Origin of the sequence: Defluviitalea phaphyphila (genome assembly GCF_001466305.1) — a bacterium.
GTDB classification, from domain to species: Bacteria; Bacillota; Clostridia; order Lachnospirales; family Defluviitaleaceae; genus Defluviitalea_A; species Defluviitalea_A phaphyphila.
On the sequence record NZ_JWID01000020.1, the window covers coordinates 28,025 to 32,043 of the forward strand.

The 4,019-nt window shown below is 24.0% G+C and carries 2 protein-coding genes; one reads left to right on the forward strand and one right to left on the reverse strand.

What is annotated here, in order from left to right; all coding sequences use genetic code 11:
* Nucleotides 1–1,282 (reverse strand): extracellular solute-binding protein (locus OM90_RS10310; protein ID WP_084758035.1); only part of this gene is annotated, 1,282 nt, incomplete at its 3' end.
* A 287-nt stretch (nucleotides 1,283–1,569) separates the two neighbouring features.
* On the opposite strand from OM90_RS10310, the gene OM90_RS10315 reads away from it, so the two are divergent.
* Nucleotides 1,570–3,846: an AraC family transcriptional regulator gene (locus OM90_RS10315; protein WP_058486806.1), complete on the forward strand. Its 2,277-nt coding sequence runs from the start codon at nucleotides 1,570–1,572 to the stop codon at nucleotides 3,844–3,846.
* The last annotated feature ends 173 nt before the right edge of the window (nucleotides 3,847–4,019 follow it).

Consider the following 4,019-nt stretch of genomic DNA (forward strand, 5'->3'; position numbering starts at 1 on the left):
CAACCCATTCCCAATGAGTTCCTTTTATTCCGTATCTTGTTGTTATAAAGTTTTCTGCATTAGTTGCCATCCATTCAAATAATCTCAATGCATTAATTGCATTATCTGAATAACTTACAATACTCATCCCTGGATTAGCTGGATATCCTCTTGTTACCTTATAATCTCCACCATCATATCTTTTTAATGTAATATATTCATATTCTGCTTCTGGTACATTTTCAATTAACTTTTCCCATGGTCTTATAAATCTTGAATACCATCCAGCATGGGCTGCTACTCTATTTGCAATAATAAGGTCTTCAGCTTGGTCTTTTTGTAATAAATATTGTTCTGGATGTAATAATCCTTCTTTATACCATCTAGCAATGGTTTCTATATATACTTTATATCTTGGATGTAGAGCAATAGGTGTGACATTCCCATTTTCATCAATATAATTAGAAAAAGAAGTTCGTCCAGTTAATACAGGAACACCCATAATACTATATCCTAAAGCACATTCTAGTTCATTAAATCCTGTAACACTCAAAAGTGGTATAGTATCATGTTTGCCATTCCCATCTAAATCTGCATCCCTAACTGCTATTAAAAATTCTTCAAATTCTTCAATAGTTTCTGGTTTTTTCATGCCAAGTTTTTCTCTCCAATCTTTTCTAATGGCAATGGCATATCCCATATCTTCTTGTAATCTAGGAATAGCCCAAATTTCTCCATTTGCATCTGAAACAGATTTCCACTGTTNATCTTCTTGTAATCTAGGAATAGCCCAAATTTCTCCATTTGCATCTGAAACAGATTTCCACTGTTCTTCTGTAAATGCCTCTTTTAATCTTGGTGCATATTCTTCAATTAAGTCCCTTAAAGGCATTAGTGCTCCCCTTTCTTGCAAATCTGCCATTGAGGCGGCAGAAAACGATGTTTGAATAACATCCACATCTTCTTGCCCTGCTAGAGATAAATTGATTTTTCTAGCTAATTCTGTTGTATCTGGCATATTAATAACTTCAAATTTTATTCCTGACTGTTCTTCTATATACTTATGTACTAATTCATTATCTACTGCTTCAGCACCACCGTTATTTACATTTCTCATTATGATTTTTACTGGGTCATTATTATTAGTATTGTCTTTAATATTTTGTTCAACATTATTTTTAGAAACACTTGCTTCTTCATTTGATTCACTACTATTGCCACACCCCCCTATACTAATAATCATAATTAATACCATTAGATAAACAAAACTTTTCTTTACAATAGTCATCAAATACACCTCCATAAAATTTATTTAAGTTTGTTCAATTTCAATTTTACATAATATGAAACAAATATTAAATTCTAAATTTTTTCTCTTTATTCAAAATTGCCTAAAATAAAGGTTTTTATAGATTTTTTTATACTATTTCTGTATAATTATATTATATTGGTATTTATTTTTACTTCATATTGAACTATGATTTAAATCAAATTATTATTTTTATATATATTATTGATAATAAAGATGAGAATAAAAATTAATAATATATTTTTTTATTGTATAATAGTAATAAAATTGGAGTGAAAATAATGCTATTAACAAAAAAAATTAATAATAAATTTTTTATTTCTTTATTTTCTATCTTAATAATATTTACTTTATTAATAACAATAAGTAATTATCTATTATACTTAAATAGTATGAAAGATGAGATAATACAAATTCATAATCAATATAACGAAAATTTACTACATCAATCTAAAGCGTCTATTGAACAAATATATGAATCTATTTTAAAAATTAATAAACAAATATATAGTAATGATAGTATTTTAAACCTTATTCAAAGCAGTGATAGTAAAGTATTAAATTATCAAGAAAAACGATATATTTTAGATTGGCTTATTCAACTTAAAAATATTTCTGATAGCATTTATTCTGTATCATTATACATAAATAAAACCGGGAAAATATATGATACCAATTATGGAGTTTGTGATTACTTAGATTTTCCAGATAATGAATGGATTGGTTTTAAAAGTGATAATCCATATAATATCATCTTAATTGACCGAAGAGAATTAAAAGATTCTCACTTTAATACAAATTTAAATCATGAAGTTTTAAGTATTATATATACATTACCCTATGGCAGTAACTATTTTAATAAGATTATTATTAATGTAGATATTGAAAAAATTTATGATGAAGCAATGTCAAAACTAAAAGATACATCCGGGATTACTTTTGCAATAATAAACGAAAAAAATAATATTATACTAGGAGATCTCAATAATGATTTAATAACTGAACTTATAAACAAAGATAAACTACATTATTCTTTAGATAAACAACAATTAATAACAGAATTTAAAGGACAACCACTTTTAATTAATATTATGCCATCCACTTTATTCCCTTGGAATTTCATTTGGATAGATTCTAAAAATAACGTAGATTTTATTTTTTTTAAATTAAAAAAAATCTTGTTATCTGGAACTATCATTATATTAATGTTATCTATTTTGATAGCAATTTTTATTTCAAAAAAAGCTACAAAACCTATGGATGAATTACTTAATAAGATTAGTAATGGAAATATAGGATTAAATTTTATTAAAGGTTTTAGAGATAACATCTTAAATACACTAAACGATAATGTAGTGATGTTAGAAAAAATAAAAAAGACTTCTCCCTTATACAAAGAAAGAATTCTATATTATATTCTTACAAATTCAAAAGTAAATTCCGGTATATTAGAAGATTTTAATTTTAAACACGATTATTTTTACGTTATTAATGTAGAAATAATTAATTTATACGCATTAAAAAATAAAAATGTCAATATTAATGCAATAAAAGAAAAGATCTCAAATATAATTAAATCAGTATTTGAAGAATATAATATCGAAACACATATTGTTTACATGGATTTTGATAATTTAGCAATCATAGTGAATACTTATTTTGATAATTTCTCTACAGAAGAATTATTACTTAATAAAATAACAAAACAAATTGTATCTTTATCAAATGATCAATATAATATAAGAATAGCTTTTGGTATAAGTCAAAAAAGTAATAATATTAAACATTTACATACTCTTTATTTACAAAGTGCTCAAGCTTTACGCCATAGGTACTTAAATAAAACAAGCAGTATTATTTTTTTAGATAATATTAATAATAATGATAATAGTGAAGAAGTTTGTTTATATGAATTAAATAATGATATTTTTAAAAATTATTTATTACAAGGAAATACTGATGCATGTCTAAAACAAGTTAATGAAATCTTAGACCAAATGGATAAAAGTCAAAGAATATCCAAAATTGAATTTGAACAATTTGTTCTTTCTGTTCTATCCAATATATTGCATGTTGCTTTAAAAAACAACATAGATATATCTAAAAATACATATTTAAAATATGATATTTGGCATTTAACTTTATCTATTAAAACTGTTTATGCTGCAAAAAAAGTTTTAACTAATATTATTAATTATACATGTAGTAAAATTCAAAAATTACAAAATAATAATGAGAAAATTTATTTAAATACTATTTTAGATTATATTGATAAACATTATCACGAAGATATTTCTATGGATAAATTATCTCAAGCAATTAATCTAAGTTCTTCTTATATATATAAAATTTTAAAAAATAATAACAAAACTTTTATTGAATACCTTACCGAAAAAAGATTAAAAGCTGCTTGTGATTTATTACATACAGATGCAAAAATTAAAGAAATTGCTGCAAAAGTTGGTTTTAGTAATTCTAAATATTTCATCTATGTATTTAAAAAATACAAAGGTATAACTCCTTCTCAATATAGAAAAATGCTAAATACAAATAAATGATTGTATAGTATTGTCTGTATTAACAAAAAATAGAGGGATATTAATATCCCTCTATTTTTTGTCATTTGCTATTCTTTGATTATACAATGGCGTAGCATATTTTATAAATTCATCAGCATATAATTCTCTATAATGTTCTATCATGTTATCCCATTCTTCTTCTATAGAAATTT